This is a genomic window from Microbacterium sp. (genome assembly GCF_047607225.1).
Lineage (GTDB): Bacteria > Actinomycetota > Actinomycetes > Actinomycetales > Microbacteriaceae > Microbacterium.
Window position 1 is genome coordinate 22,278 of sequence record NZ_JASGDO010000045.1, and the last position, 25,045, is coordinate 47,322.

The 25,045-nt window shown below is 69.4% G+C and carries 23 protein-coding genes and 1 riboswitch; of the genes, 14 read left to right on the forward strand and 9 right to left on the reverse strand.

Annotation, left to right across the window (positions count from 1 at the left end):
* Position 1: 1 nt before the first annotated feature.
* From QM591_RS09215 to QM591_RS09230, 4 genes are all read right to left on the reverse strand, one after another.
* Complete coding sequence (locus tag QM591_RS09215) at positions 2-1,282, reverse strand: ABC transporter permease (RefSeq protein WP_415131818.1); 1,281 nt, start codon at positions 1,280-1,282, stop codon at positions 2-4.
* Complete coding sequence (locus QM591_RS09220) at positions 1,279-2,586, reverse strand: ABC transporter permease (protein ID WP_415131820.1); 1,308 nt, start codon at positions 2,584-2,586, stop codon at positions 1,279-1,281. The genes QM591_RS09215 and QM591_RS09220 overlap by 4 nt, the downstream gene beginning before the upstream one ends.
* Entirely contained in the window at positions 2,583-4,097 is a 1,515-nt protein-coding gene (locus QM591_RS09225) for an ABC transporter ATP-binding protein (RefSeq protein WP_415131822.1), read from the reverse strand. Before QM591_RS09225 ends, QM591_RS09220 begins: the two co-directional genes overlap by 4 nt.
* 115 nt (positions 4,098-4,212) lie before the next feature.
* Complete coding sequence (locus tag QM591_RS09230; protein ID WP_415131824.1) at positions 4,213-5,334, reverse strand: BMP family lipoprotein; 1,122 nt, start codon at positions 5,332-5,334, stop codon at positions 4,213-4,215.
* A gap of 245 nt (positions 5,335-5,579) precedes the next feature.
* On the opposite strand from QM591_RS09230, the gene QM591_RS09235 reads away from it, so the two are divergent.
* Positions 5,580-6,143 (forward strand): hypothetical protein, encoded by a 564-nt coding sequence (locus QM591_RS09235; protein WP_415131826.1) that lies wholly within the window; start codon positions 5,580-5,582, stop codon positions 6,141-6,143.
* A 23-nt stretch (positions 6,144-6,166) separates the two neighbouring features.
* Here the strand turns inward: QM591_RS09235 and QM591_RS09240 are convergent, their stop codons facing one another.
* Positions 6,167-7,282 carry a mannose-1-phosphate guanylyltransferase gene (locus QM591_RS09240; protein ID WP_415131828.1) on the reverse strand — a complete coding sequence of 372 codons (1,116 nt, stop codon included), beginning with the start codon at positions 7,280-7,282 and terminating at the stop codon, positions 6,167-6,169.
* A 296-nt stretch (positions 7,283-7,578) separates the two neighbouring features.
* On the opposite strand from QM591_RS09240, the gene sdhC reads away from it, so the two are divergent.
* The 9 genes from sdhC to QM591_RS09285 all read left to right on the forward strand — a co-directional run bounded on the left by sdhC (position 7,579) and on the right by QM591_RS09285 (position 15,816).
* Positions 7,579-8,013 (forward strand): succinate dehydrogenase, cytochrome b556 subunit, encoded by a 435-nt coding sequence (gene sdhC, locus QM591_RS09245; RefSeq protein WP_082829136.1) that lies wholly within the window; start codon positions 7,579-7,581, stop codon positions 8,011-8,013.
* Complete coding sequence (locus QM591_RS09250; protein ID WP_415131830.1) at positions 8,013-8,462, forward strand: succinate dehydrogenase hydrophobic membrane anchor subunit; 450 nt, start codon at positions 8,013-8,015, stop codon at positions 8,460-8,462. Before sdhC ends, QM591_RS09250 begins: the two co-directional genes overlap by 1 nt.
* Positions 8,463-8,464: 2 nt before the next feature.
* Positions 8,465-10,288: a succinate dehydrogenase flavoprotein subunit gene (gene sdhA, locus QM591_RS09255; protein ID WP_415131832.1), complete on the forward strand. Its 1,824-nt coding sequence runs from the start codon at positions 8,465-8,467 to the stop codon at positions 10,286-10,288.
* 1 nt (position 10,289) lies between these two features.
* Positions 10,290-11,051, forward strand: a complete 762-nt coding sequence (locus QM591_RS09260) for a succinate dehydrogenase iron-sulfur subunit (RefSeq protein ID WP_415131834.1) — start codon at positions 10,290-10,292, stop codon at positions 11,049-11,051.
* A 36-nt stretch (positions 11,052-11,087) separates the two neighbouring features.
* On the forward strand, positions 11,088-12,257 hold the full coding sequence (locus QM591_RS09265; RefSeq protein WP_415131836.1) for a YihY/virulence factor BrkB family protein: 1,170 nt from the start codon (positions 11,088-11,090) through the stop codon (positions 12,255-12,257).
* A gap of 45 nt (positions 12,258-12,302) precedes the next feature.
* Complete coding sequence (locus QM591_RS09270) at positions 12,303-13,139, forward strand: exodeoxyribonuclease III (RefSeq protein WP_415131838.1); 837 nt, start codon at positions 12,303-12,305, stop codon at positions 13,137-13,139.
* A 59-nt stretch (positions 13,140-13,198) separates the two neighbouring features.
* Complete coding sequence (gene trpS, locus QM591_RS09275; protein ID WP_415131840.1) at positions 13,199-14,203, forward strand: tryptophan--tRNA ligase; 1,005 nt, start codon at positions 13,199-13,201, stop codon at positions 14,201-14,203.
* Positions 14,204-14,321: 118 nt separating this feature from the next.
* Positions 14,322-14,888, forward strand: coding sequence for a GNAT family N-acetyltransferase (locus QM591_RS09280; protein WP_415131842.1), 567 nt, complete (start codon positions 14,322-14,324; stop codon positions 14,886-14,888).
* A 55-nt stretch (positions 14,889-14,943) separates the two neighbouring features.
* Entirely contained in the window at positions 14,944-15,816 is an 873-nt protein-coding gene (locus QM591_RS09285; RefSeq protein WP_415131844.1) for an Fpg/Nei family DNA glycosylase, read from the forward strand.
* 28 nt (positions 15,817-15,844) lie between these two features.
* Here the strand turns inward: QM591_RS09285 and glpK are convergent, their stop codons facing one another.
* Together glpK and QM591_RS09295 are read right to left on the reverse strand one after the other, a co-directional pair.
* Positions 15,845-17,383 (reverse strand): glycerol kinase GlpK, encoded by a 1,539-nt coding sequence (gene glpK / locus QM591_RS09290; protein ID WP_415131846.1) that lies wholly within the window; start codon positions 17,381-17,383, stop codon positions 15,845-15,847.
* 60 nt (positions 17,384-17,443) lie between these two features.
* The gene (locus tag QM591_RS09295) at positions 17,444-19,156 is read right to left on the reverse strand and encodes a glycerol-3-phosphate dehydrogenase/oxidase (protein WP_415131848.1); all 1,713 of its coding nucleotides are present in this window, start codon (positions 19,154-19,156) and stop codon (positions 17,444-17,446) included.
* A gap of 97 nt (positions 19,157-19,253) precedes the next feature.
* Positions 19,254-19,394: riboswitch (FMN riboswitch) on the forward strand.
* Positions 19,395-19,464: 70 nt separating this feature from the next.
* On the opposite strand from QM591_RS09295, the gene ribD reads away from it, so the two are divergent.
* The 4 genes from ribD to ribH are packed head-to-tail and all read left to right on the forward strand — an operon-like array spanning position 19,465 to position 22,872.
* A complete protein-coding gene (ribD, locus tag QM591_RS09300; RefSeq protein WP_415131850.1) occupies positions 19,465-20,496 on the forward strand; it encodes a bifunctional diaminohydroxyphosphoribosylaminopyrimidine deaminase/5-amino-6-(5-phosphoribosylamino)uracil reductase RibD in 1,032 nt (343 codons plus the stop codon).
* On the forward strand, positions 20,496-21,131 hold the full coding sequence (locus tag QM591_RS09305; RefSeq protein ID WP_415131852.1) for a riboflavin synthase: 636 nt from the start codon (positions 20,496-20,498) through the stop codon (positions 21,129-21,131). The genes ribD and QM591_RS09305 overlap by 1 nt, the downstream gene beginning before the upstream one ends.
* Positions 21,128-22,402 carry a GTP cyclohydrolase II gene (ribA, locus tag QM591_RS09310; protein WP_415131854.1) on the forward strand — a complete coding sequence of 425 codons (1,275 nt, stop codon included), beginning with the start codon at positions 21,128-21,130 and terminating at the stop codon, positions 22,400-22,402. Before QM591_RS09305 ends, ribA begins: the two co-directional genes overlap by 4 nt.
* Entirely contained in the window at positions 22,399-22,872 is a 474-nt protein-coding gene (gene ribH / locus QM591_RS09315; protein ID WP_415131856.1) for a 6,7-dimethyl-8-ribityllumazine synthase, read from the forward strand. The genes ribA and ribH overlap by 4 nt, the downstream gene beginning before the upstream one ends.
* Positions 22,873-22,882: 10 nt before the next feature.
* Here ribH and QM591_RS09320 read toward each other — a convergent pair whose 3' ends face one another.
* Positions 22,883-23,923 (reverse strand): hypothetical protein, encoded by a 1,041-nt coding sequence (locus tag QM591_RS09320; protein WP_415131858.1) that lies wholly within the window; start codon positions 23,921-23,923, stop codon positions 22,883-22,885.
* Complete coding sequence (locus QM591_RS09325) at positions 23,920-25,008, reverse strand: glycosidase (RefSeq protein WP_415131860.1); 1,089 nt, start codon at positions 25,006-25,008, stop codon at positions 23,920-23,922. Before QM591_RS09325 ends, QM591_RS09320 begins: the two co-directional genes overlap by 4 nt.
* Positions 25,009-25,045: the final 37 nt, after the last annotated feature.

Genomic DNA, 25,045 nt, shown 5'->3' on the forward strand with positions numbered 1-25,045 from the left:
GTCATCCCTTGATGTACGGCTTGCCGGCGGCGGCGGGCCCGCGGATCTGCCCGGCGAAGCCGGCGACCGCGAGGATCGTCACGATGTACGGCAGCATCAGCATGAACTCGCTCGGGATTGGGGTTTTCAAGATCGTGAGCAGGTTCTGGAGGTTCGTCGCGAACCCGAACAGCAGTGCGGCCAGGGTCGCCCGGATGGGGTCCCAGCGACCGAAGATCACCGCGGCCAGAGCGATGAAGCCGAGGCCGGCGGTCATGTCCTTCCCGAACTCCGGAACCGAGACGAGGGTGAAGAAGGCGCCGCCGATGCCGGCGATCGCGCCGGCGAGGGAGACGTTCCAGAACCGCGTCGCGGCGACCTTGATGCCCACCGTGTCGGCCGCCTGCGGGTGCTCTCCGACGGCACGGAGCCGAAGACCCCACCGGGTGCGGTAGAGCCCCCAGGCGACGATGGCGACCGTCACGAACATGAGGTAGACGATGAAGGTCTGGTTGAACAGCACGGGTCCGATCACGGGGATGTCGCTGAGGAGCGGGATCTCGATGCGCCCGAACCGCTCGGGGCGGTTGAGCTGGGCCTCGTTCGGCACGAGCAGCGCTCCATAGAGGAAGCCCGTGAGACCCGTGACGAGGACGTTGAGGACGACACCGACGATCACCTGGTCGACCAGGTACTTGATGGCGAAGGCCGCCAGCACGAACGCGACGAGCACCCCGCCGACCATGGCGCCCAGGAGCCCGACGAAGGGGTTCCCGGTGATGCTCGACAGCAGCGCGGCCGAGAACGCACCCAGGAGCAGCTGCCCCTCGATCGCGACGTTGACGACGCCGACGCGCTCACCGATGACACCACCGAGCGCGCCGAACACGAGAGGTACCGACAGCGACACGGCGCCGAACAGCAGGCTCGGGAGCGGGACGAGCCCGCCCGCCGCCGCCCAGACGAGGAAGGCGAAGACGCCCACGACGCCGAAGACCGCGGCGATCCACAGCGGAACCGGGCGGAACGACCACGCGATCCAGCCGGCCCACACGGTGAGGGCGGCGAGCACCGCCACCAGCAGCCACGTCGTCAGCCCGGTGGGCAGCTCGACGTCGGGGATGGCGATGGCCGACGACGGGTCGCCCAGCCGGAAGATGGACACGCCGCCGCGGGGGGCGGCCGCGAACAGGACCGTCAGCAAGACGGTGACGATCGCGAACACCGCGGGCACCTTCAGGCGCCGCTCTTTCACGACGTCGAGCTGGATGGTGCCGTCTGCTTCGAGAGCGGGGGCGCTCATGCCGTCACCGCCTTCTTGGCCGCCTTGGCTCGCGCCTTGGCCGCCTTCTCGAGGTCCGTCTTGGGAAGGAAGAACACGGCGCGCAAGAGCGGCGGCGCCGCGATGAACAGCACGATGAGCGACTGGACGACCAGCACGATGTCCACCGGGATGCCCTGGGCCTGCATCGAGAACGATCCCGCCTTGAGCGCGCCGAAGAGGATGCCGGCCGCGAAGGTGCCCCAGGCGCGGCTCCGGCCGAGGAGGGCGACCGTGATGGCGTCGAAGCCGATGCCGGCGTCGATCGTCGCACCGAAGCCGGTCGTCACGTTCCCCTGGATCTGGTTCATCGCCGCGAGGCCCGCAAGCCCTCCGGCAAAGAGCATGGCGTAGACGTAGAGCCGCTCGACGTTGATGCCCGCGGCGCGTGCCGCGTGGGGGTTCTCTCCCACCGCACGCAGCCGAAGGCCGAGGCTCGACCGCTCGATCACCCACCACACCAGGAGAGTGGCGGCCACGACGATCACGAAGCCCCAGTCCAGCTGGGGGAAGAGCGGACCCAGAAGGTCGGGGAACTGCGCGGTGACCGGCGTCGGCTGCGACTGCGGCTGGTTCTGTCCTTCCATCTGCAGGAGCCCCGGAGTGCGGAGCATCCACATGAGCAGGTAGAAGGCGACGTAGTTGAGCATGATCGTGAGGATCACCTCGTGCGCGCCCGTCTTGGCCTTGAGGATCCCGACCAGGCCACCCCAGAGCGCGCCGCCGACGATGCCGGCCAGCAGCGTGACGGGCAGGTGGATCCAGATCGGCAGGTCGAGATTGAACGCGAACAGGCCCGCGAACATCGCACCGACCAGCATCTGGCCGCGCGCACCGATGTTGAACAGGCCGACGCGGAAGGCGAGCGCGACGCCGAGACCGGCGGCGATCAAGGGAGCGGCAAAGCCGAGCGAGTTCGTCAGCGGGCGGATCTGGGCTTCGAAGCTCGCCCCCCGGAAGTTGAACACGGCGCCGCGGAAGAGCGCCTCGTAGCCGTTGTACACCGCGTTCCAGATCGCGGCGAAGGTGTCGCCCGGCTGCGCGAAGAAGTAGCCGGCTGCTGCCTGCACGTCGGTGTTCGTGATCGCGATCAGCACGCCGCCGACCACCATCGCCAGGACGATCGCGAGGATCGTCGTCATGGCGCTTCCCCGTAGCAGCTCCTTGAGGAACACGCTGGAGCGGGGAGGCGGCGGCACCTCCTCGCCGGTCAGCGGACCGCTGGCCGGAGGAAGCTGTTCGGTGGGGCGAGCGGCATCGGCCGCGCCCGGCGTCGTGCCGCTCATGCCGCAACCTCCGCATCCGTCGCACCGGCCATCATCAGGCCGAGGGTGTCCCGGGGAGTGTCGCCCGGGACGATGCCGACGATGGTGCCGCGGTACATCACGGCGATCCGATCGGCGAGAGCGGTCACTTCGTCCAGCTCGGTGGAGATCACCACGACGGGGATCCCGGCGTCGCGGGTCTCGATGATCCGCTTGTGGATGAACTCGATGGACCCGACGTCCACCCCGCGGGTGGGCTGCGCAGCGACGAGGAGGTGGAGGTCACGACTCATCTCGCGCGCGATCACGACCTTCTGCTGGTTACCGCCGGAGAGCTTTCCTGCGGGTGTCTGCGGCCCCTGGGTGCGGATGTCGTACTCGGCGATGCGAGCACGGGCGAACGCGTCGAGCGCCGCGCGTCGGATGGTCCCGGCGCGGCTGAACTCGGGGTCGCTCGATCGATCGAGGATCAGGTTCTCCGCGACCGAGAAGCCCGCCACGAGTCCGTCCTCGGTGCGGTCCTCGGGGACGAAGCCCACGCCCGACTCCAGAATCCCTCGCACGCTCTTGCCGACGAGCTCCGTGGTGCCCAGGCGAATGGAGCCCTCCACGCGGGGGGCGAGGCCGACGATGGCCTCGACGAGCTCGGTCTGGCCGTTGCCCTGCACTCCCGCGATGGCGAGCACCTCGCCGGGGCGCACATCGAAGCTGACGCCGTCGACGACGATCCCGCCCTCGGCGGTGAGCACACGGAGATCGCGGACCGAGAGTCCGCCCTCGCGCAGTTGCGGAGCGCCCTTCTGCACGGTCAGCTCGACGGCGCGTCCGACCATGAGCGAGGCCAGTTCGGTATTGGTGGCGGTCGGCGATGCCTCCCCCACCACCTTGCCGAGGCGGATGACGGTGATGCGGTCCGCGACTTCGCGAACCTCACGCAGCTTGTGGGTGATGAAGACGATGGAGGTTCCCTCGTCGCGCAGCTGGCGCATGATCGCCATGAGCTCGTCGGTCTCTTGCGGGGTCAGCACGGCGGTGGGCTCGTCGAAGACGAGCACCTTCGCGTCGCGGGAGAGCGCCTTGATGATCTCCACCCGCTGCTGCACGCCGACGGGGAGGTCGCCGACGAGCGCGTCGGGGTCGATCTGGAACCCGAAGCGCTCCGCGACCTCGCGGACGTGCTGCCGGGCCTTCTGGATGTCGAGCCGCCCGAGGCCTTTGGTCTCCTCGTGTCCGAGCATGACGTTCTCCGCGACGGTGAACACGGGGATGAGCATGAAGTGCTGGTGCACCATGCCGATGCCCGCCGCCATCGCGTCGCCCGGCCCGCGGAAGTGCTGGACCTCGTCGTCGAGGAGGATCTCGCCCTCGTCGGCCTGGTAGAGGCCGTAGAGCACGTTCATGAGGGTGGACTTTCCTGCGCCGTTCTCACCGAGGAGAGCGTGGATCTCCCCCGGCTGGACCACGAGATCGATGTGGTCGTTGGCGACGAGGCTGCCGAATCTCTTGGTGATCCCGCGTATCTCGAGCTTCATATCAAAACCCTATCCGGCGCCCCCGCTGCGGCGGGAGGGTGCCATCGATATCACTGCGGACGACACTCGGGGCGAGCCGCTTGCGCTGGCTCGCCCCGAGTGGTGAGTGGTCAGATCACGGGGAGTTCTTCGACTCCACCTTGATCTCGCCCGAGACGATCGCCTTCTGCAGAGCGGCGATCTCGTCGGTCAGGCCCGCCGGGAGCTTCGACTCGAAGTCGTGGAAGCTCGAGAGCTTGACGCCCTCGTTCTCGAGGGTGCCGACGTAGGGAGCCGGGTCGAAGCTGCCCGCGGCAGCGGCGACGGTGGCGTCGTAGACCGCGACGTCGATGGCCTTCATGATCGAGACGAGCGTGATGTCCGCGACGCTGTCGTCAGCGACGGCGAGGTCGCTGTCGACACCGAGCATCAGGGTGTCCTTGCCGCTGTCGGCGATGGCGGCCGCCGCGCTCTTGTAGATGGGTCCGCCGACGGGGAGGATGACGTCCACGCCCTGGTCGAGCACCGAGTTGGCGGTCTGCTTGGCGGTGTCGTTCGCGTCGAAGCCGCCGGTGAAGGCGCCCTTCTGCGACTCGACGTCCCAGCCGAAGACCTGGACGTCGGCGCCCTTGTCCTCGTTGTACTTGTCCACACCCAGCTTGTAGCCGTCCATGAACACGGCGACCGACGGGATCTGCATGCCGCCGAAGGTGCCGACCTTGTTCACGCCCGCTTGAGCCGACCACGCCGCGGCGGCGTAGCCACCGAGGTAGGCCGCCTCAGCCGTGTTGAAGACGAGCGGCTTGATGTTCGGAGCATCGGTCTTGCCGTCGAAGTCCGTGTCGGCGTAGTCGTCGATGATCGCGAAGTTGAGGTCGGGGTTGGCCTTGGCGGCCTCGACCGTGGCGGCGGCGAGCTTGAAGCCGACCGAGATGATCAGCGTGCAGCCCTCGGAGATCGCGGTGGTCATGTTCGGGCTGTAGTCGTTGTCGTTGGTCGACTCGAACTCCAGCGGCTTCACGCCCAGCTCCGCTGCGGCCTTGTCCATGCCGTTCTTGGCCGACTCGTTGAACGACTTGTCGTTCCAGCCGCCCGCGTCCGAGATCAGGCAGGGCTTGAAGCCATCGACGACGGTCGGTGCGCTGGCACCGGGCGACGACGGGCTCGCCTGCGGGGCGCTCCCACAGCCGGCGAGGGCCGCGACGAGCAGAGCTGCTCCCGCGATACCCGCAAACTTCTTGGTGGTCGAAATGGTCAAGTGTGCCTCCACGGACGAAGACCCGCGGACTTCGCGGGCATGCGGGATCAAGTTACCGATTGTGTCGGCTGATTTGCACGCTGAGCAGGCCGTTCAGCGCGAATGGTTACAAAGACGCAATGAACCCGTCACGCAGCACGCATCCTGCTCAGGATCGACCGGTTTCCGACGGCGGGAGCCGCCGTGCGTAACCCCTCGGCTGAACGTCAGTGGGACGGCTCGCTAAGGTCGGGACGAGGAGGAAGATGTCGAACAGACGTGGACGCGAGTGGGTTGCGCTCATCGCGGCGAGCGCGGTGGCGGTCTGGGCCCTCCAGGGCATCCCCGCCCTGTTTCTCCTTCGCGTCGTCTTCCCGGAGGGACAGAGCGGGACGCGGTCGGTGCTCGCCTTCTGGATCGGACCCGAGTGGGTGGGTGCGCTCCCCTTCTTCGCGGCGGCGTTGTGGTGTTGCCTCGTACGGGGCTTCCCGTTCCCCCGTGACGCGCGACCGAACCTCATGGTCACCGCCGTGCGCGCCACGATCGCCTACGCGGTCTTCGCGATGGTGGCCGGGTATCTCTTCGTCCTCTTCCGCATCATCGAGGGAGCCGACGTCAACTCGCTCGCACTCTTGGCGGGTCCGGCGAACGTCGCCTGGACAGGAACCGTCGGCGCTCTGTTCGTCGGCATCCTCGTTCCGACGGTCCTGCTCCACCCTCGCGGCGACGCGGGGAACACGCCGGAGCCCGTCGATCGTGACGCGGCCGAGGAGGACGCGATCATCGAGGCGACCACCGCGCGGAGATCGGAAGGCGACGGGCGCCGCTGACCGGGCCGCCTGCAGCCGTCGGACTACAGGACGTCGCCGCGACCGGTGAGCTTCAGAGCGTCGACGACGCCCTTGACCCGCTGGGCGTGCTCGCTGGTGGTCACCAGCAGTGCGTCGGGGGTGTCGACGACGACGATGTCCTTGACCCCGATGAGGCTGATCACCCGGGTGGTGTGGCTGACGACGATGCCGCTGGCGGCGTCGGAAAGGATCCGCGCGTTCTCGCCGAGGATCGCGAGGTCGTTCTTGCGTCCGCCGGAGTTGAGCTTGGCGAGACTCGCGAAGTCCCCGACGTCGTCCCAGTCGAAGTGTCCGGGGATCACCGCCAGCCGTCCCCGCTCGGCGGCCGGCTCCGCCACGACGTAGTCGATGGCGATCTTGCGGAGCTTGGGCCACACGCGGTCCACGACAGGCCCCCGCCGGTCGCGGTCGTCCCATGCCTCGGCGAGTTCGATCAGTCCGGCATGGAGTTCCGGCTGGTTCGCCTCGATCTCGGCGAGCAGCACGTCGGCGCGGGAGATGAACATGCCCGCGTTCCACAGATAGTCCCGCGAGGCGACGTACTGTCGCGCGGTCTCGAGGTCGGGCTTCTCCACGAAGCGTTCCACGAGCGCTGCCTCGGGAGCCCCCGACACCTCGAGCATGTCGGCCTTCTTGATGTAGCCGAACCCGACCGAGGGCTCGCTGGGGGTGATCCCGATCGTGCACACATAGCCCTCGCGCGCGACCGCGACGGCTTGCTGCACGGCCCAGTGGAACACCGGGAGGACGCGGATGACGTGGTCGGCGGCGAACGATCCGATGATGACGTCGGGGTTGCGGCGGTGCAGGATCGCCGCGGCCAGTCCGATCGCGGCGGCGGAGTCGCGCGGCTCCGATTCGAGGAAGACGTTGTGGTCGGCGATCCCCGGCAGCTGCTCCTCCACGGCGGCTCGGTGTGCGCGCCCCGTCACCACGGCGATACGCCCCTCCCCCGTCAGCGGCTCCAAACGGTCCCACGTGTCTCGGAGCAGGGAGTGCCCGGAGCCGGTGAGATCGTGGAGGAACTTGGGAGCGTCGGCGCGGGACAGAGGCCAGAGGCGGCTTCCCACCCCTCCCGCGGGAATGACGGCATAGAAGTCGGGAATGGGATCGACCATGGCACCGAGCGTAGCGGGCGGCTCCTGAGCGTCCACAGGGCAGGCGCGCCGGGGAGGCGCGCTGGGGAGGCGCAACGCCGATCCCCCCGAAAGTCGGGGGTCGCGTCGGGGAACCCACGCCCCAGCGCACCGATATCTCGACGTCGAGAGAAGTAAGGCCCGCCTCACTCGCCCCCTGCCCGAGGACCGTCCTAGGATGAAGGGGCGCCCGTGTGCGACGTCGGGGTCGGAAGCCCCAGGGATGATGCTGTCCCCCGCCGCTTCGAGGTGCCGTTCACACCAAAGGGAGGACGACCGTGTCCGCACCAGCACGCGTCACACCGTCGGTAACCCAGACCACATCCCGCACGCCGCGCGGCACGCTGTACCGCGGAAACGAGGGCATGTGGTCGTGGGTGCTGCACCGCATCACCGGCGTCGCCATCTTCTTCTTCCTGCTCGTCCACGTGCTCGACACGGCTCTGATCCGGGTCGCCCCGGATGCATACGACGCCGTCATGAGCTCGTACAAGAACCCCGTGATGGGACTGGGCGAGACCGTGCTCGTGGCCGCGATCGTGTACCACGCCTTCAACGGCCTCCGCATCATCGCGGTGGACCTGTGGCCGTGGGCCACGCGCCACCAGCGTCAGCTGTGGTGGACGGTGCTCGTGCTCTGGGTGGTGACCGTGGGCGGATTCGCCGCCCGCCACCTCCCCATCGTCTTCTCGACCATGGGAGGGGGGCACTGATGACCGCCGAGACCCTGGCTGCCCCGCGCAGCACCGCGCCCCGTAAGAAGGGCGCCAACCTCGAGAAGTGGGGCTGGATCTACATGCGCGTCTCGGGCGTGCTGCTGGTCGTGCTCATCTTCGGCCACCTCTTCGTCAACCTCATGCTGGGCGAGGGCATCCACGGGATCGACTTCGCGTTCGTGTCCGGCAAGTTCGCGAGCCCCTTCTGGCAGTGGTGGGACGTGCTGATGCTCTGGCTCGCGCTCATCCATGGTGCGAACGGCATGCGCACGATCGTCAACGACTACGTCACGGGCGAGAAGACACGGCGCGTGCTGGTGTGGGCCCTGTGGATCACCGCGGGCCTGCTCATCGTGCTCGGCACCCTCGTCGTCTTCACCTTCGACCCGTGCATCCCCAACCTCAGCGACGGCAGCGTCCTGACCGAGATCTGCAAGGCATCCTGACTGTGACTCTCAGCTACCCCGACGCGGTCGTCAAAGACGGCGTCTACTACCACCAGTTCGACGTCGTCATCGTGGGCGCCGGCGGCGCCGGCATGCGCGCGGCCATCGAGGCAGGTCCCGGCGCGAAGACCGCGGTGATCTCCAAGCTCTACCCCACCCGGTCGCACACCGGCGCGGCGCAGGGCGGCATGGCGGCGGCGCTCGCCAACGTCGAAGAGGACTCGTGGGAGTGGCACACCTTCGACACCGTCAAGGGCGGCGACTACCTCGTCGACCAGGACGCCGCGGAGATCCTGGCCAAGGAGGCCATTGACGCGGTCATCGACCTCGAGAACATGGGCCTGCCCTTCAACCGCACCCCCGAGGGCAAGATCGACCAGCGCCGCTTCGGCGGGCACACGGCCGACCACGGCAAGACTCCCGTGCGACGCGCCTGCTATGCGGCCGACCGCACCGGTCACATGATCCTGCAGACGCTGTTCCAGAACTGCGTCAAGCTCGGGATCAACTTCTTCAACGAGTTCTACGTGCTCGACCTCATCACCGTCGGTGAGGGCACCGAAACCCAGGTCGCGGGCGTCGTCGCATACGAACTGGCGACGGGAGACCTCCACGTCTTCCAGTCCAAGGCGGTCGTTTTCGCCACCGGCGGCTTCGGCAAGATCTTCAAGACGACCTCCAACGCCCACACCCTGACCGGCGACGGCGTGGGCGTGGTGTGGCGCAAGAAGCTGCCGCTGGAGGACATGGAGTTCTTCCAGTTCCACCCGACCGGCCTCGCAGGACTCGGCATCCTCCTCACGGAGGGTGCGCGCGGCGAGGGCGCGATCCTCCGCAACGCCTCGGGCGAGCGGTTCATGGAGCGCTACGCCCCCACGATCAAGGACCTCGCTCCGCGCGACATCGTCAGCCGCTGCATGGTGCAAGAAGTGGCAGAGGGCCGCGGAGCCGGCCCCCACCGCGACTACGTACTGCTGGACTGCACCCACCTGGGCGCCGAGGTGCTGGAGACCAAGCTCCCCGACATCACCGAGTTCGCCCGCACCTACCTGGGCGTCGACCCCGTCGTCGAGCCGGTCCCGGTGATGCCGACCGCCCACTACGCGATGGGCGGCATCCCCACCAACGTCGACGCCGAGGTCCTCGCCGACAACGACACCGTCGTCCCCGGCCTCTACGCCGCGGGCGAGTGCGCCTGCGTGTCGGTCCACGGCTCCAACCGTCTGGGCACCAACTCGCTCCTGGACATCAACGTGTTCGGCAAGCGCGCCGGCCGGAACGCGGTGACGTACGCCGCGACCGCCGACTTCGTGCCCCTCCCGGAGGATCCGGCCCGCGAGGTGCGCGAGATGCTCGAGGGCCTGCGGAACAACCCCGGCTCGGAGCGCATCGCCGTCCTCCGCAAGACCCTGCAGGACGAGATGGACCGCAAGGCCCAGGTGTTCCGCACCGACCAGTCGCTGTCGGAGGTGATGGACGTCATCGCCGACCTCCGCGAGCGCTACAAGAACGTCCATGTCGACGACAAGGGCACGCGCTTCAACACCGATCTGCTGGAAGCGGTGGAGCTGGGCTTCCTCCTCGACATCGCCGAGGTCGTCGTCGTCACCGCGCGCAACCGCAAGGAGAGCCGCGGCGGCCACATGCGGGACGACTTCCCGCACCGCGACGACGAGAACTACATGAAGCACACCATGGCCTACCTCTCGGGAGACCCGCACTCGTCGCACCCCGAGGATCACATCCGCCTGGACTGGAAGCCCGTCGTGTTCACCAAGAACGAGGCCGGCGAACTGCGCTACCCGCCGCTGGAGAGGAAGTACTGAGATGACCCTCGTCGCCGACCCCGCCACCGAGGCCACCAACGACACCGGCATCCAGTCGTTCCTCGTCACGTTCATCATCCGCCGCTTCGACCCGGAGGTCGACAGCGAGCCGCGCTGGGTGGACTACGACGTCGAGCTGTACTCGACCGACCGCGTGCTGGACGCCCTCCACAAGATCAAATGGGAGGTCGACGGCTCGCTGACCTTCCGCCGTTCGTGCGCCCACGGCATCTGCGGCTCCGACGCCATGCGCATCAACGGCCGCAACCGTCTCGCGTGCAAGACGCTCATCAAGGACCTCGACATCTCGCAGCCGATCTACGTGGAGGCCATCAAGGGCCTGCCGCTGGAGAAGGACCTCGTCGTCGACATGGAGCCGTTCTTCGCTTCGTACCGCGAGGTGCAGCCGTTCCTCATCGCGAACTCGAAGCCGGAGCCGGGCAAGGAGCGCATCCAGTCCATCGCCGACCGCGAGATCTTCGACGACACGACCAAGTGCATCCTGTGCGCGGCGTGCACGTCGTCGTGCCCCGTGTTCTGGACCGACGGACAGTACTTCGGCCCGGCCGCCATCGTCAACGCGCACCGGTTCATCTTCGACTCGCGTGACGACGCCGGCGATGTGCGGCTGGACATCCTCAACGACAAGGAGGGCGTGTGGCGATGCCGCACGACCTTCAACTGCACCGAGGCGTGCCCGCGCGGGATCGAAGTGACCAAGGCCATCGCCGAGGTCAAGCAGGCGGTGCTGCGCGGCCGCTGAGCCGCTCCGCGTTCCGAGGCTGGGTAGCCTGGTCGGGTGAGCGAGGACCGCAGCGACCTCTGGCGCGCACGCTGGGAGGATTCCGGCCTGCGCGAACGCCTCGACGAGCCGATCGAGCGCGCCACGCGGATCACCCGCAAGACGCTGGCATGGTTCCCGGTTCGGGTGTGGCGCCACTTCCTCCAGCACAACGGCTTCCTGTTGGCGGCCGCCATCAGCTACCAGTCGATCTTTGCGATCTTCGCGATCATCTACGTCGCCTTCGCCGGGGTCGGACTCTGGCTCGGTGGCAGTCGGTCCGCCATCGACGGGCTGATCGAGCTGATCAACTCCTACATTCCTGGGCTCATCGGGCCCGAGGGAGCGGGGCTGATCCCCGACGACGCGGTCGAGGAGATCGCGCGGAGCGCGACGAGCGTTCTGGCGGTGACGGGTGCGGTCGCGGTGATGGTGGCGATCTGGACCGCCATCGGCTTCATCACCTTCACCCGGCGAGCCGTGCGCGACATCTTCGGTCTGCCCTTCGACGACCGCAACTACCTCTTCCTGAAAGCGCGCGACTTCGTCGCCGGAGCCCTGTTCGGCGGATCGCTCGTGCTCGGCGCGGGGCTCGGATGGGCAGCCAGCGGGGCGGTGGAGTTCCTCTTCCGCGTCGTCGGGGGCGACATCCTCTCCGTCTGGGGCAACGTGCTCAGCCGGCTTGCGTCCCTCGTGATCGCGCTCGTCATCAACACCGGAGCGCTGGCCTTCCTCGTCCGCTTCCTCACCGGCACAACCCTCCCCTGGGGCCGGATCTGGCCCGGAGCGATGCTCGGCGGCGGCGCCCTGGTCGTGCTTCAGCTGGGCGCGGGACTGCTCCTGTACTACACACCGGCCAACCCGCTGCTGGCGACGTTCTCCGTCTTCATCGGCTTCCTCCTGTGGTTCCGGCTCGCGGGGATCGTGATCCTCGTCGCCTCGTCGTGGGTGGCGGTCTCGGCCCACGACCGCGACGTGCCGTTGGTGACCCCCACCGAAGCGCAGCGGCGCGCCGCGGAACGAGAGGCCCTCCTGGTGGCGGCACGCCTACGGGTCCGCGACGCGCACGTCGCACGGAGCGAGGCCTCCCTCTGGGCACGGTGGGTCGCCACGCGAGAGGTGCGCCGCGCAGAAGATGAGCTTGCCCGCCTCGATGCGGGTGAGGAGGACGCTCCGGCATCCCGCTGACCCGTCCGCAGAGCCGTGTCGGCGGCTCTCAGTAGGCTGGCACCCATGCCCCAACGCCTGCGTGTCGCCTCGGTCAACGTCAACGGGATCCGGGCGGCGGCACGCAAGGGGATGCACGGGTGGCTCGAGTCGGCCGACGTCGACATCCTCACCCTGCAAGAGGTGCGCGCCGAGGCGAGCGACCTCGCCGCGGCGCTTCCCGGCTGGCACGTCGTCAACGACGAGGCCCTCGCAAAGGGGCGCGCCGGTGTGGCGATCGCTGCGCGCGAGCCGCTGGAGATCTGGCGCACCGAGCTCGGCGACGACACGCTCGACTCGAAGGGCCGCTGGGTCGAGGCCGACATCGAGGTCGCCGGCCAGGCAGTCACGGTGGTCAGCGCGTACGTGTTCACGGGCGAGGCCGACACCGAGAAGCAGGTGGCGAAGTACGCCTTCCTCGACGCGATGGAGGCGCGACTGCCCGCGCTGGGAGAGCTCGCGGTCGTCACGGGCGACCTCAACGTCGGCCATCGCGAACTCGACATCCGCAACTGGAGGGGTAACCGGAAGAAGGCGGGCTTCCTCCCCCGCGAGCGCGCGTACTTCGACCGTTTCACCGGAGCCCGGGGCGAGACCGTCGAGTGTGTCGACGGCACCACAGGAACCGGCCTCGGCTGGGTGGACGTGGGCCGGCGATGGGCCGGAGAGGTCGATGGCCCGTACTCGTGGTGGTCCAACCGCGGCAAGGCCTTCGACACCGACACGGGGTGGCGGATCGACTACCACCTCGCCTCGCCCACCCTGGCGGAGAAGGTCACCGACTACCGCATCGTGCGGGCGCCCTCGTGGGACACGAGGTGGAGCGACCACGCACCCGTGATCGCCGACTACACCTTCGATTGACCCCTGCCCGTCCGCTCGCTCCGTCGGACGCGCCGGCGCCGCACGCCTAGGATTGTCGGGTGACCAGACCTCGCCTGTACTCCGGAATGCAGCCCTCCGCCGACTCCCTCCAGATCGGCAACTACATCGGCGCGCTCCTCCAGTGGCGTGATCTGCAGGAGGCGTACGAGGCGTTCTTCTCCGTCGTCGATCTCCACGCCCTCACTCAGCCGAACGACCCGGCCGAACTGCGTGCGAAGACCCGGCGCACCGCGGCGCAGTACATCGCGGCGGGCATCGAGCCGTCCAAGTCCACGCTGTACGTCCAGTCGCACGTGGCGGCGCACGCCCAACTGCAATGGGTCCTGGCCACCCTCACCGGATTCGGCGAGGCGGGACGCATGACGCAGTTCAAGGACAAGTCGCAGCGGTACGGCGCCGACGCGACCAACGTGGGACTGTTCACCTACCCCGTGCTCATGGCGGCCGACATTCTCCTGTACCAAACCGACATCGTTCCCGTCGGCGACGACCAGAAGCAGCACGTCGAGCTGACGCGCGACCTCGCCGAGCGTTTCAACGCACGGTACGGGAAGGCGTTCACGGTGCCGACCCCGGTCATTCAGAAGGAGACCGCGCGCATCTACGACCTGCAGAACCCGACGGCGAAGATGTCGAAGTCCGCGGAGTCGGACGCCGGCGTGCTGTGGCTCCTCGACGACCCGGCCGTCTCCGCGAAGAAGGTCATGCGAGCGGTCACCGATTCCGAAGGCTCGGTGCGCTACGACCGGGAGAACAAGCCCGGCGTCTCCAACCTCCTCGTGATCTACGCGGCCCTCACCGGGCGGCAGATCCCCTCGATCGAGGACGAGTATGCCGGGCGCGGCTACGGAGATTTCAAGAAGGGCCTCGCGGAGGTGATCGTCGGAGAGTTCGGCCCGGTGCGTCAACGCGCGCTGGAACTGCTCGACGACCCCGCCGAGCTCGACCGGCTGCTCGCCGCGAACGCGGCCAAGGCCGACGAGGTGGCCGAGGCGACCCTCGCCGACGTGTACGACAAGGTGGGTCTGCTCCGTCGCGTGTGAACCGCGCCCGCGGGTATCGAGGAAAACTCCGCTGGGCAGGACCGATCTCACCGGATCGTCCTGCCCGGCGGAGTTTTCCTGAGCGGGACGCGGCCGGCCGCGGAGATAGGGTCGGAGGATGCAGCCCGTGACGCTCCGCACCGACCGACTCGAGCTCTCGGCGGCGACGGCGGACGACGTCGATGCGATCTTCGCGGCCTGCCAGGATCCGGACATCCAGCGCTACACGACGGTGCCGAGCCCCTACACGCGCGATCACGCGGTGGATTTCGTTGCGCGCGCCACCGAGTGGTGGGAGTCCGGGACGGAGGCGACGTGGGCGGTCCGCGCCGACGGTGTGCTCACCGGGGTGGTGGGGCTGCATCGCCTGGGCGGGGGCGATGCCGAGCTCGGCTACTGGATGTCGGCCGCCCACCGCGGCCATGGTTTCCTGACCGAGGCCGCCACTGCCGTGATCGACTGGGGCTTCTCCGCCGATGGGCTGGAGCTTGCGCGGATCCAGTGGCGCGCCGTCGTCGGCAACCTCCCTTCCGCCCGCGCCGCCCGCGCACTCGGGTTCCGCTTCGAGGGCACGCAGCGCGCGTCGCTGCGGAACGGCGCCGGCGCCCGGGCAGACGGCTGGATCGCCGGGCTCCTCCCCTCCGACGACCGCACCCCGCAGCCCTGGCCCGTGCTCGACGCCTGACCGGTCCCGCCCACGAGGGGGCGCGCGTGTCCGCTCACGGTGGCAGGATGAGGGCATGCCGGAGATGCCCGAGGTGCAGGGACTGGTCGATTTCCTCGACGGGCGCCTGCGCGGACGGACGGTGACGAAGGCGACCGTCGCCAACATCGCGGCGCTGAAGACCTACGACCCACCCCTGCCCGCTCTGGTCGGCGCGCGCGTGGCCGGTGTCACGCGGCACGGCAAGTTCGTCGACATCGGCACCGAGGACGGCGCCGCGGTGCCCCACCTGATCTTCCACCTGGCCAAAGCGGGCTGGCTGCGGTGGTACGACCTCTTGCCGGCCACCGTGATCCGGCCGGGGAAGACCCCCATCGCCCTTCGGGTGGGCTTCGACGACGACTCCGGATTCGACCTCACCGAGGCCGGCACGAAGAAGTCCCTCGCGGTCTACGCAGCCCGGCACCCCGACGACGTCCCCGGGATCGCACGCCTGGGCCCTGATCCCCTCGCCGAGGACTTCTCCCGCGACACGCTCGCGGGCCTCCTCGCCGGGCGCCGCACGCAGATCAAGGGGGTGCTGCGCGACCAGTCGATCGTCGCGGGCATCGGCAACGCCTACTCCGACGAGATCCTCCACGCGGCGCACATGTCGCCCTACGCGCTGGCGGCCGGGCTCGACGACGCCGAGATCGATCGCCTCTACGCGGCCGTTCGCGACACCCTCACCGACGCGGTCGCCGAGGCCAGCGGCAAGCCGCCGGCAGAGCTCAAGGACGCCAAGCGGAGGGGGATGGCCGTGCACGGGCGGCGCGGACAGGCGTGCCCGGTGTGCGGCGACGAGGTCCGCAGCGTCTTCTTCGCCGACAACAGCCTGGAGTATTGCCCGACGTGCCAGACCGGCGGGAAGATCCTCGCGGACCGACGCCTCTCGCGGCTGTTGAAGTAGCGTCTCGACGACCCGCCGGCGGAGCGCGTCAGCCGGTGGTGCCCATGAGGATGCGGGCGTCGTCGTCGACCCAGTCGATCGACTTCGAGACGGCCTTCTTCCACTGCCGATAGCGACGCGCGCGCTCGTCGGGATCCATACGCGGCTCGAACCGCGCGTCTTCCTTCCAGTGCGTGCGCAGTTCGTCACGGTCCGCCCACACGCCCACGGCAAGGCCCGCAGCGTACGCGGCACCGAGCGCCGTCGTCTCCACGACCCGGGGGCGCACCACCGGGATCCCGAGGATGTCGGCCTGGAACTGCATGAGCGTCGCGTTGCGGGTCATCCCGCCGTCGACCCGCAGCTCCTCCAGTTCCCGGCCCGCGTCGGCGACGACGGCCTCGATGACGTCTCGCGTCTGGAACGCCGTCGCCTCCAGCGCCGCACGCGCGACGTGGCCCTTCGTGACGAACCGGGTGAGCCCCAGCAGGGCGCCGCGGGCATCGGGGCGCCAGTACGGCGCGAACAGCCCTGAGAAGGCCGGGACGAAGTAGGCGCCGCCGTTGTCGTCCACCGTCGTGGCCAGGGTCTCGACCTCTTCCGAGCTGCGGATGAGGCCGAGGTTGTCACGCAGCCACTGCACGAGAGACCCGGTGACGGCGATCGATCCCTCCAGCGCATAGCGCGCGGGTTCGTCGCCGCAACGGTACGCCACCGTCGTGATCAGCCCCGCCCGCGACCGCACGAGCTCGGTCCCGGTGTTCACGAGGAGGAAGTTGCCGGTGCCATAGGTGTTCTTCGACTCGCTCGTGTCGAAGGCCGTCTGCCCGAACGTCGCCGCCTGCTGATCACCGAGGATGCCTGCCAGCGGCACTCCGCGGAGCGCGGCCGGGGTGCGCACCGCACCGACCACCTCCGAGGACGAGTGGATCGCCGGGAGCATCGAGCGCGGCACCCGCCAGATCTCGAGGAGCTCGTCGGACCAGTCCAGCGTGCGGAGGTCCATGAGGAGCGTCCGGCTCGCGTTGGTGACGTCGGTGACGTGGATTCCGCCGTCCACGCCCCCGGTGAGGTTCCACACCACCCAGCTGTCGGCCGTGCCGAACAGCAGGTGCCCCGCCTCGGCATCCTCGCGCGCGCCGGGAACGTTTTCGAGGATCCAGGCGAGCTTCGACGCGGAGAAGTAGGTGGCCAGCGGAAGGCCGGTCTGCTCGGTGAAGGCGTCCACCCCGCGCTCGGCGATCATGCGGTCGAGCATGGGCTGGGTGCGGGTGTCCTGCCACACGAGGGCGTTATGGACGGGCCGTCCGGTGCGCCGATCCCACACGATCGCGGTCTCGCGCTGGTTGGTCACCCCGATCGCGGCCACGTCGTCGCGGGAGAGGGCGGTGTCCTCCATGACCCGCGCGAGCACCCATTCGGTGTTCGTCCAGATCTCGTCGGCGTCGTGCTCCACCCGTCCGGCCCGCGGGAAGATCTGCTCGTGCTCGCGCTGAGCAGTGCCGACGATCCCTCCCGTCGCGTCGAACACGATGGCCCGAGTGGAGGTGGTCCCCTGGTCGACAGCGATCACATGGCTGGGCAACATCGTCTCCTCACTGAGTCGCCGGCTCTGGCTCCTCCGGCGGCCGTCACACGCCCTGACACGCTATCGCGCGGAAAGTGTGGGGCGGCCGGGAACGGCGGAGTCGATCCGCTCCAAGGTGCGGGCGACCTCGGCGTCGCGCGTCGCGGCGTCCCACCCCCGCACCGGTGCGATCACCTCGGCCAGCTCGGCGGCGACCTCGGCATCGACCAGGCCGGCAAAGGCCAGACTCGTGCGACGCTGCACCAGATCGTCCAGGTGGACGACATCCTCCGTGCGCGCGAGGTGCCGCACCTCGCCCACGCTGTAGCCGGGAAGGGTGCGCAGGTCCCTGTCGTCGTCGCCGAGGGAAGCGATCACCTCGCCGGCGCGGGTGCCGTAGCGGTCGAGCAGCGTCTCAGCCCGGCGCGCGCCGAGCCCCGGCGCGTGCAACTCGATCAACTGGCGACGCGCGCGATGGCTCTGCGGGTATCCCCTGCCGCCCCCGATCGGGAGCCCCTTGGTGCTCCGCCGCCGTGGCACGGCCAGCAGGGCCAGGACTCGGTCGGTGAGGTGGGCCGCCGACGCCCGGAAGGTGGTCCACTTCCCGCCCACGAGGCTGAGCACGCTCGCGCCGGTCGCTCCCGGCAGTCGCTCTGCCTCGATGCGATAGTCGCGCGAGACGAATCCGGGAGCGAGGTCGCCGTGGCCGGGAAGCGGGCGGACACCGGCGAAGCGGTGGACGATCTGGGAGCGGGAGACCTCGATGCCGGGGAAGACGTGCCCGATGAGGTCGAAGAAATAGTCCACCTCCGCCTCTGTGCACACGAGCGGTTCGGTCATGTCGTGCTCCAGGTCGGTCGTCCCGACCAGCACACGTCCCTTGAGCGGGTAGATGAGGACGATGCGGCCGTCGGAGTGCTCGAAGAACAACTCCCGTCCGCCCGTGGCCGCCAGCAACTCGTCGTGCTCCAGCACGATGTGCGAGCCCTTCGTCCCGCCCATGAAGCGCGTGGGCTGCCCGAGCGCGGCGTTGGTGAGGTCGGTCCACGGACCGGAGGCATTGACGATCACCGACGCCGTGAAGGGGAACTCCTCGCCGTCCTCCGTCCGCAGCACCACGCGGCCGTCGTCGACACCGACCGCTGCCGTGTAGTTGGCCGCGCGGGCACGCTCGCCACCGGCGAGCCGCCCATCGTGGAGCACGTCGAGCGCCAATCGCTCGGGATCGTGCAGGGAGGCGTCCCAGTACGTCGCCGTGTATCGCACGCGGGGATTCAGCTGGGGCAGCTGCTCGAGGGAGCGTCGGCGGCCGTGGAAGGCGTGACGGGGCACGGTGCCCTTACCCCACAAGCCGCCTCCGCGGGAGAAGGAGTCGTAGATGACCAGGCCGATCTTGATGAGCAGCGCGCCCCGTTCCCTCGGCGCGCCGGCCCCGTGGCGCAGGAACCGCAGCGGTGCGGACAGGAGGCCCGAGAACGTGGAGTAGATCGGGATCGTCGTCTGCAGCGGCCGGACGTAGTGGGGCGCGATGCGCAGCAGGGCGTTGCGCTCGGTGACGGCCTCGTGGACGAGACGGAACTCGCCGTTCTCGAGATACCGGATGCCGCCGTGGATCATGTGGCTGGAGGCGGCCGATGCCCCCGAGACGAAGTCGTTCTGCTCGACCAACGCGACGTCCACACCCTGCAGTGCGAGGTCGCGGAAGGTCGCGAGACCGTTGATGCCGCCCCCGATGATGAGCACGTCGGCGTACGGCCGGTCGATGAGCCTCGTGCGTTCCTCCGCTGTCTGCATACCCGTCCTCTCCACCCCAGGCTACGTCGCCCGGCCTGTGGAGAGGCTGGCGCGGAATGAAACACCGCGGGACGCGTTGAGTACACTCGGAAGCACGATGTGCTCCGGGGTCGGTGAGAATCCGAACCGGCGGTGACAGTCCGCGAGCCCCTCGCCACGGCGACGGGTTGACCTGGTGGAACTCCAGGACCGACGGTGATGCGACGCGAGTCGCGAGTCCGGATGGGAGGAAGCACAGGCGGTGTGTGTCGATAGCGCATGCCGGCGAGGCGTCGACCGATCCCCGGAGTCTGACCGAAGGACGAGGGATGGCCGCCACCGACCGCGAGAGCGAGGCGATGCGCCGCGCGCTGATGCTGGCGCTCAACGGGCCGCGCGGGGTGAACCCCCAGGTGGGCGCGGTGATCCTCGGCGCTGACGGCGAGCTGCTCGCTGAGGGCTGGCACCGCGGTGCGGGCACCGCTCACGCGGAGGTCGATGCTCTCTCCCACCTCGCGCCGAATGCCGCGCGCGGAGCGACTGCCGTCGTGAGCCTCGAGCCGTGCAACCACACGGGCCGCACGGGACCGTGCGCGCAGGCGCTGATCGATGCCGGGATCGCGCGCGTGGTCTACGCGATCGACGACCCCGGCGAGGCGTCCTCGGGCGGAGCCGACCGGCTGCGGGCCGCCGGCGTCGACGTCGTCGCGGGTGTACGCGCCGAGGAGGCCGCCGAGCTGCTGGCCGGATGGCTCACGGTGCAGCGGCTCGGGCGGCCGCACGTGACGATCAAGTGGGCGCAGTCGCTCGACGGTCGCGCTGCCGCCCAGGACGGCACCAGCCAGTGGATCACGGGGCCTGAGGCGCGGGCGGACGTGCACCGCCGACGCGCGCGGGCCGACGCGATCATCGTCGGCACCGGCACGCTGCTGGCCGACGACCCGGCGCTGACGGCACGGGAGCCGAACGGCGCACTGCTCCCCGACCAGCCGCGGCCCGTCATCGTCGGGACCCGCGCGGTGCCGCAGGAGGCCGCTGTCCGACGTCACCCTCGACCCTTCCTGCAGGACGAGGGCGACGACCTTCCCGACCTCCTCGACCGCCTCCGCGAGCTGGGTGCGCAGTCCGTGTTCGTCGAGGGCGGCCCGACGCTGGCCAGCTCGTTCCTGCGTGCGGGTCTCGTCGACGAGGTCCTCACCTACATCGCCCCCACCGTGATCGGCGGCGACCGCGTCGCGGTCACCGACGTGGGTGTGTCCACGATCGCCCAGCAACGACGACTCGAGATCGTCACGGTCGAGCGCCTCGGCGACGACCTCCTGGTCACCACCCGCCCCCTCATCGAGAAGGAGACCGCCTGATGTTCACCGGGATCATCGAAGAGCGCGGCGTCGTCACCGCCATCGAGCCGTCCGGCGACGGCGTGCGACTCACGGTGCGCTCGCCCCTCGCGGTGTCGGACGCCCGCCGCGGAGACTCGATCGCCATCAGCGGCGTCTGCCTGACGGTCACCGATCAGGGCGAGGACTGGTTCACCGCCGACGTGATGAAGCAGACGCTGGACATGTCCAGTCTCGGCGCTTTCGACGTCGGCGCGGAGGTGAACGTCGAGCGCGCGCTCGCCGCGCACGCGCGCCTGGGAGGACACATCGTGCAGGGACACGTCGACGGCACCGGGAGTGTCATCGAGGTCCGACCGGGAGCACAATGGCGTGTGATCCGGGTGTCGCTGCCTGCCGACCTGGCGCCGCTCGTGGTCGACAAGGGCTCGATCTCCCTGCAGGGAGTCTCGCTGACCGTCTCGGCCGTCTCGCCCGCCGATGCGCCAGAGGCCTGGTTCGAGGTGTCGCTCATCCCCGAGACCCTCGACAAGACGACACTCGGCGCGCTGCGCCCCGGCGACCGCGTGAACCTCGAGACAGACATCCTCGCGCGCCACGTGCAGCGCCTCCTCGACTTCCGACCCGACACCATCCGAGAAGGAGGCTCCGCATGAGCCTTTCCACCATTCCCGAGGCCCTCGACGCCCTCCGCGCCGGCCGCCCGGTCATCGTCGCCGACGATGAGAACCGCGAGAACGAGGGCGACATCATCCTGTCGGCCGAGCTCGCCACCCCCGAATGGCTCGCCTGGACCATCCGCTGGTCGAGCGGCTTCCTCTGCGCCCCGATGCCCGCCGACTGGGCCGACCGACTCGACCTGCCGCCCATGGTGGCAGTCAACGAGGACAGCCGCGGGACGGCGTACACCGTGAGCGTCGACGCCGCCGACCGCGTATCGACCGGCATCAGCGCGGCCGACCGCGCCCACACCCTGAACGTCCTGGCCGATCCCGCCTCGACCCCGTCCTCGGTCATCCGCCCCGGGCACATCCTTCCGTTGCGCGCCGTCGACGGTGGGGTGCGCGAGAGGGCGGGGCACACCGAGGCGGCCGTGGAGCTCATGATGCTCGCAGGTCTCCAGCCGGTGGGGGCGATCGGTGAGGTCGTCGCCGAGGACGGCAGCATGATGCGGCTTCCGGGCCTGCTCGAACTCGGGGCGCGCGAGGGCGTGCCGGTCATCACGATCGAGCAGCTGATCGCTCACCTCGATGGCACCTCGGTGGCCCAGTCACAGGGCGAGCACGGCTCGCGCCGACGCGTCAGCCTCCGCGCCGAGGCGCAGGTGCCGACCTCGCACGGCTCCTTCCGCTTCCTCGCCTACAAGGACCGGATCACCGGCACCGACCACATCGCCGTCGTCTCGGGCGACCTCACCGAGGACGCGTCGCTCGTGCGCGTCCACTCGGAATGCCTGACGGGCGAGGCCTTCGGCTCGCTGAAGTGCGAGTGCGGCCCGCAGCTGGACGCCGCCCTCGATGCGATCGAGCAGGACGGCGGTGTCGTGATCTACATGCGGGGCCATGAGGGACGAGGAATCGGGCTGATCAACAAGCTCCGCGCCTACAGCCTCCAGGAGCGCGGCCTCGACACCGTCGATGCGAACCTCGCCCTCGGCCTCCCGGCCGACGCGCGCGACTACGCCGCCGCTGCCGGCATCCTCGCCGACCTCGGCGTCGACAAGGTGCGTCTCCTCACGAACAACACCGACAAGGTCAACCAGCTGCGTGCACTCGGACTCGACATCGTCGAGCAGGTGCCGCTGCTGGTCGGCGTCGGGCCGAACAACCACCAGTACCTCGCCACGAAGGCGGAGCGAATGGGACACATCATCGACGGTGCGGCGCTGGACCAGGCGCTGGCCGGAGCACAGGGAGAGAACGCATGAGCGGACACGGGGCACCGACGACGGAGCGGGTGGACGCGACGGGGCTGCGCGTGATCGTGGTCGCCGGCACGTGGCACGACACCATCACCGACGGCCTGATCGCGGGAGCCGAGCGCGTCTTGGAGGCCTCCGGCGCGTCGTGGCGGCTCGTCCGGGTGCCCGGCTCCTTCGAGCTCCCCGTCGCGAGCAAGGTGGCGCTGGAGGCGGGGGCCGACGCGGTCGTCGCCCTCGGAGTCATCATCCGCGGCGGGACGCCCCACTTCGAGTACGTCTCGTCCGCAGCGACCGATGGCCTCACGCGCGTCGCCCTGGAGACGGGCAAGCCCGTGGGGTTCGGCGTCTTGACCCTCGACGACGAGCAGCAGGGCCTCGATCGTGCCGGCCTCGCCGGCTCGAAGGAGGACAAGGGCGCCGAGGCGGCCGACGCGGCCTTGCGCACCGCGGTGCTGCTGCGCGAGCTGCGCGGCTGAACCCCGTCGCTCAGCGCACGAAGAGCTGCACCTGGGCCTCTCCCGGGGGCGCGTCCCATCCCTGAGCGAACATCGTCTCGCCTCTCCAGCGGACGATTCCACCCCAGGCGAGCGTGCCGCCACGGGCGAGCTCCCTCGCGGTGAAGGGGTCCTCGAGTCGGTAGAGCGCCTGCCCGGCCCGCCAGGTGCCCTCCGACTCGTAGAAGAAGTCGAGGACGAGACGGTCGTCGATCACGATCGCGGTGGCCACCTCGTGCAGGATGTCGCCGAAGCCGGTGAGGTCGAGATAGTCGCACGGGGCGAAGCTCCAGCTGACGAGGTCCGTCGAGCGCCCCACGTGCAGACGGCCATTGCAGCCTTCGGAGAGGTACATCAGGTACTCGCCGCCGATGCGCACGGCGTTGCCGTCGAGGTCGCGCGGGATGACGGCGCCCTTCGCCCAGAGCCGTGACACGTCGCGGTCGACGACCCGTCCGCGCTTGGTCCAGGTGCGGAGGTCGTCGGACTCGGCGACCGAGATGTCGCACCCGACGTCGCCGACCTCGTACCCCGGCGACGGGTACTGCGCGCGATCGGCGTCGGTGACGGTGAACACCCCGTTGTAGAAGAGCAGGTAGCGCCCCTCGGCTCGGTAGATCTTGGGATCCTCGACGCCGAGGTCCTCCCCCTCGACCGTCGGCCAGACGAGGGGGTTGGCCGCGTCGTCCTGCCACGTGCCGTCGGCGTCGAGAACGGCGTGGCCGATGCGCGAGGCCAGCGACTCCTTGGCCGGCGAAGCGCGGTAGAACAGGTGGAGCCGGTCACCCTCGGGCAAGAGCGACGAGTTGATGAGCGAGGCCACCTCCCACCCGATCCCCCACGGGTCTTCCCAGGGGCGTCCGTCGAATCGCAGCTCGGGCCGTTCGGCGAAGGGACCGACCTGCCACTCCCGAGGCTCGGCGAACTGCGCGAGGAAGGTGTGCTCGGACAGGGCGTCGGTCTGCGGATTGGCTTGTGCCCGCGCGCGGGCGAGCGCGAGCCGCTGCGACGCGGTCGTGAGCGGACGGGTCACGATTCCCGCCGCACGAGCTCGGCGACGCCGATCCGGCTGTCGGCCATGCCGTAGAAGACGAAGTCGCGCTCCTCGATCCGCTCCACGGCCGTCGGGAAGACGACGTTGGCGACCACGCCTTCGCGCTCTCCGTCGGTCTCCGGAATCATCAGCGGGGCGGCGGTGCGCTCGATGACACGGGACGGATCGGTCGGGTCGAGCAGCATCGCTCCGACGGCGTAGTGGACGTCGACCTGCGGCGTGAACACGCTTCCCTCGATCGTTCCCGAGACACCGTGGTACAGCAGGAGCCACCCCTCGGGAACCCTCAGCGGGGCGGGGCCGGCACCGATCTTCAGACTCTCCCAGTCCTGCTTCGGTCCGGCGAGGAAACGGTGACCCCGGGGACGCGTGAGCGCCGACTGGTCGCGATGCACCTCGTCGACGGGTACGTAGGAGATCCAGATGCTCGGCCGCTGCTCGACGACGCCGTCGGGCAGACGCACGTCGTGGTCGGGACGCACGAAGCTGAGGTCCCACATCGGCCGGTGCAACAGCGCGACCGACGGGGTCCCGTCGGGGGCCGGCACGATCTCCGGGAAGAAGACGACGTCCTTGTTCGGGAAGAGGTTCAGGTCGAGATCGAGCGCATCCTCGTACGCGAACTGCAGGGGTCCAAGGCGTCGCCAGGAGCGCGCGTCATCGGAGACGGCCAGTGCGGTCCGCGGGCCCGTGGGACCGAACGCGACATAGGTCATGACGTAGAGCCCGAGCGCGTCGATGCGGGTGATGCGCGGGTCTTCGGCGCCTCCGTGCCGGCCCCCCGCCTCCCACGTGCGGTCCGGTTCGAGGGCGATGCCGTCGCGGCGCACTCCGACGGGCACCCCGCCGTCGCACTGCACCTCGGCCCGGCCGATGCGCGAGAAGTTCCCCTCGGCGACCAGGCGCGGGAACAGCCACACCCTGCCGTCGGTGTCAGTCGCCACCGCAGGATTGAGGACGCCCTCCACCTCCTCCGGCGCCTGCGGGTCGGGCGACATGAGCACGCCGAGCCGACGGATCTCGTAGGGGACGGTAGATGCCGTGGAGACGGCGGGAGAGGTCATGAGAGGGCTTTCGTGTCGAGGAGGGACGGGGCGGGAG

Excerpts from the sequence above, each read along its gene's own strand:
- ribD (WP_415131850.1), top strand. The coding sequence starts at position 19,465 with ATGGCCGCCACCGACCGCGAGAGCGAGGCGATGCGCCGCGCGCTGATG.
- QM591_RS09220 (WP_415131820.1), bottom strand. The coding sequence starts at position 2,586 with ATGAGCGGCACGACGCCGGGCGCGGCCGATGCCGCTCGCCCCACCGAA.
- QM591_RS09225 (WP_415131822.1), bottom strand. The coding sequence starts at position 4,097 with ATGAAGCTCGAGATACGCGGGATCACCAAGAGATTCGGCAGCCTCGTC.
- QM591_RS09285 (WP_415131844.1), top strand. The coding sequence starts at position 14,944 with ATGCCGGAGATGCCCGAGGTGCAGGGACTGGTCGATTTCCTCGACGGG.
- QM591_RS09270 (WP_415131838.1), top strand. The coding sequence starts at position 12,303 with ATGCCCCAACGCCTGCGTGTCGCCTCGGTCAACGTCAACGGGATCCGG.
- QM591_RS09215 (WP_415131818.1), bottom strand. The coding sequence starts at position 1,282 with ATGAGCGCCCCCGCTCTCGAAGCAGACGGCACCATCCAGCTCGACGTC.
- QM591_RS09325 (WP_415131860.1), bottom strand. The coding sequence starts at position 25,008 with ATGACCTCTCCCGCCGTCTCCACGGCATCTACCGTCCCCTACGAGATC.
- QM591_RS09295 (WP_415131848.1), bottom strand. The coding sequence starts at position 19,156 with ATGCAGACAGCGGAGGAACGCACGAGGCTCATCGACCGGCCGTACGCC.
- QM591_RS09280 (WP_415131842.1), top strand. The coding sequence starts at position 14,322 with ATGCAGCCCGTGACGCTCCGCACCGACCGACTCGAGCTCTCGGCGGCG.
- QM591_RS09305 (WP_415131852.1), top strand. The coding sequence starts at position 20,496 with ATGTTCACCGGGATCATCGAAGAGCGCGGCGTCGTCACCGCCATCGAG.
- ribA (WP_415131854.1), top strand. The coding sequence starts at position 21,128 with ATGAGCCTTTCCACCATTCCCGAGGCCCTCGACGCCCTCCGCGCCGGC.
- QM591_RS09235 (WP_415131826.1), top strand. The coding sequence starts at position 5,580 with ATGTCGAACAGACGTGGACGCGAGTGGGTTGCGCTCATCGCGGCGAGC.
- QM591_RS09260 (WP_415131834.1), top strand. The coding sequence starts at position 10,290 with ATGACCCTCGTCGCCGACCCCGCCACCGAGGCCACCAACGACACCGGC.
- glpK (WP_415131846.1), bottom strand. The coding sequence starts at position 17,383 with ATGTTGCCCAGCCATGTGATCGCTGTCGACCAGGGGACCACCTCCACT.
- ribH (WP_415131856.1), top strand. The coding sequence starts at position 22,399 with ATGAGCGGACACGGGGCACCGACGACGGAGCGGGTGGACGCGACGGGG.
- QM591_RS09240 (WP_415131828.1), bottom strand. The coding sequence starts at position 7,282 with ATGGTCGATCCCATTCCCGACTTCTATGCCGTCATTCCCGCGGGAGGG.
- QM591_RS09250 (WP_415131830.1), top strand. The coding sequence starts at position 8,013 with ATGACCGCCGAGACCCTGGCTGCCCCGCGCAGCACCGCGCCCCGTAAG.